Raw genomic sequence first — 2266 nt, 5'->3', positions numbered from 1 at the left:
ACGATCTCAAGAACCTTTGGGCGGGCCATCTAATGGAAAGGGGAATGTACGATAGGGTCGCCTTTATGCTGACAGCTGAAAAAGTTTACCCAAACTTACATCGGGAAATTGTGCAACATCATATGGACGACGGGCTTCGAACAACAGTGGAAGAAGCGATCAAAAGGCAGTCCAGCATTCAACAGAACCGCCTATTGAGGAATGGCGTTTATGCCATCAGTTCGTTATTGGGCAATCGGGGCAAAGGGCAAGCGGAGGTTTACAACGGGTTCAAGGATGAACTCACTGATTGGTCGAAGTACAAGGGTAAGGGGCTTTCGATTTAGTGTTTTGAAAAAGTGTTCGGTTATATTATCTGGCATTCTATGAGTGCTTTTTAGTGGATAGGGGAAGAAATATATTTTTGGTTTCTATAATTCAATATTACCAATACGACAGCATAATGTTGATTTGAAACAACTTGCGATTACTTTGGTTCTTTAAAGCCAAAAAAAGTTAGGATAGATAAGTATATAATCAAAAATTGATTACCGCATCTAAAGCCTCGTCAGCTTCCTTATGAATAAAATTAGCTTGATAGTTTATGGTTGTTTTTAAATCACTGTGCCGATATAGCTTTTGTAACATCAATGGATGAATCTTATCGCCAGCAATATTCCCAAAGGAATGACGGGCAATGTGCATGGTTATTTTTTTGCTGATTCCGGCCTTTACAGTTATTTTCTTTAAATGTTTATTGAATTTTAAGGTGGCATTTTTTGTGCTACGCAACATACGGTCCGCATTGTTATGGTCAATACCTCTTAATTCGGGAAAGATATACTCATTCGTTCCAGGATCAAGGTCAGCATATTGATCGATAATATTTTGGAGCTTGTCTGATATTTTTAAGGAGATTACTTTACTGTTTTTGCTCATCTGATAAAAGAGACGACCCTCATGAATATCGGCCCATTTTATTTTTAAAACATCAGCGATACGCATTCCTGCCAAATAAAAGCTGAATAACCAGACATTCCGTGCATGATTTTGCGGGGCATGAACTGAAAGGTCTAGATTTTCGATACGGGAAATTTCTTCACTTGTCAGACCTATTTTGACAGATTGTGGTATTTTAATTTTAATCTTGCCCTTTTCAGAGCCAAAAGGATAAAATTCAGGTTTCACCAGTTTTTCCTGTATAGCTCTATTGTATAACGTGCGGATAAACATTAGAACATTGGCAATACTTCGATCACCAAGTGTGCCCACGGCTCTCAAATAACTCTGTAGACCTCGCAGAAAGGGAACAGTTATCTGGTCAAAACTTAATGATTTACCTCCCATATAATCTTTGATGCGATTGAGTAGGGGGCGTTCACTATCTATACGGGATAATTTTTTGCTTTCCTTCAATTGCTTAAAGTGCTTTTCAGCGTACTCAAAAAAGGAGTGTCCGGATAAAGTGGTAGTCAATTGTGATTTCAATTCTTGAACAGAAAAATGGTCGCCATCTTTTGCAGCCGTATCCAATAAAATGGAATTCGCTTCCGCCTGCTTAATTGCAATTAGATTATTTAAACGTGCAGAATTAGGGTGTGATTTTTTAACTTTTTGTTTTGTCCCGTCCCAAAATTTGGGGTCAAGATATTGACCTGTGTATAGAAAAGTTGATTTTCTATCTTTAGTGACTCGAACTGCGATTGGAAAAAGTCCTTGTTTGTTACTTTTTTTTCTTAATATAGTGTTGATTGTTGCCATTTTTTTCGAACATATGTAGTAAAGATACAAAATCCAGGTACAACATAGGTACAACAAATGATGGTTTTTCTTGGTTTATTATGGTCTTATGTGGTTTTTGATATTGGTTAAAGTGCACATTTTCAGTTAAATAGAAACATATTGATTTAAAAGCATATAAGTTCGAGTCCTAGTAGGCCAACATAGTAATCCCCTGATTTTATTAAAATCAGGGGATTTTTTATTTCAAGGTAAATCAGAATTGATTTTGGATCATGCTTATTTGTTGTGTTTCTTCAAAAATTAGGATGAACATAATATTTCGTGTTTTTTGATTTTAGCTTTGTTTATTGGGCAAAATCGAATGAAATTTTTGTTAAAATTATTCTTTCATTTTCTTTGCTTGTCCAAAGAAAACGAAACAAACCCGCCTTGCCGTCGGGCAGGAGAAAAGGGATCAAGTCCAAAAGTTGGGTTTTTACCATTTTAAGAATATAATTTAATCAAGCGATATAAGAAGTATTCCGTATTCCTGACTCCCCTAAAT

General features: G+C 36.2%; 2 protein-coding genes. One reads left to right on the top strand and one right to left on the bottom strand.

Annotated elements, in window-relative coordinates:
* On the top strand, window positions 1-326 hold a 326-nt coding region (locus MWU82_RS23900; RefSeq protein WP_247098252.1), incomplete at its 5' end, for a hypothetical protein.
* 190 nt (window positions 327-516) lie between these two features.
* Here the strand turns inward: MWU82_RS23900 and MWU82_RS23895 are convergent.
* Window positions 517-1740 (bottom strand): site-specific integrase, encoded by a 1224-nt coding sequence (locus MWU82_RS23895; RefSeq protein ID WP_247098250.1) that lies wholly within the window; start codon window positions 1738-1740, stop codon window positions 517-519.
* Window positions 1741-2266 lie beyond the last annotated feature (526 nt).

It is taken from the genome of Arenibacter sp. S6351L (assembly GCF_023016025.1).
Taxonomy (GTDB): Bacteria; Bacteroidota; Bacteroidia; order Flavobacteriales; family Flavobacteriaceae; genus Arenibacter; species Arenibacter algicola_B.
The sequence above is the reverse complement of the archived record's forward strand: the minus strand, read 5'-3'. Positions and strand labels throughout refer to the sequence as shown.

Bases quoted from the DNA above. Each gene is read 5' to 3' on its own strand.
- MWU82_RS23895 (WP_247098250.1), bottom strand. From the start codon at position 1,740: ATGGCAACAATCAACACTATATTAAGAAAAAAAAGTAACAAACAAGGA.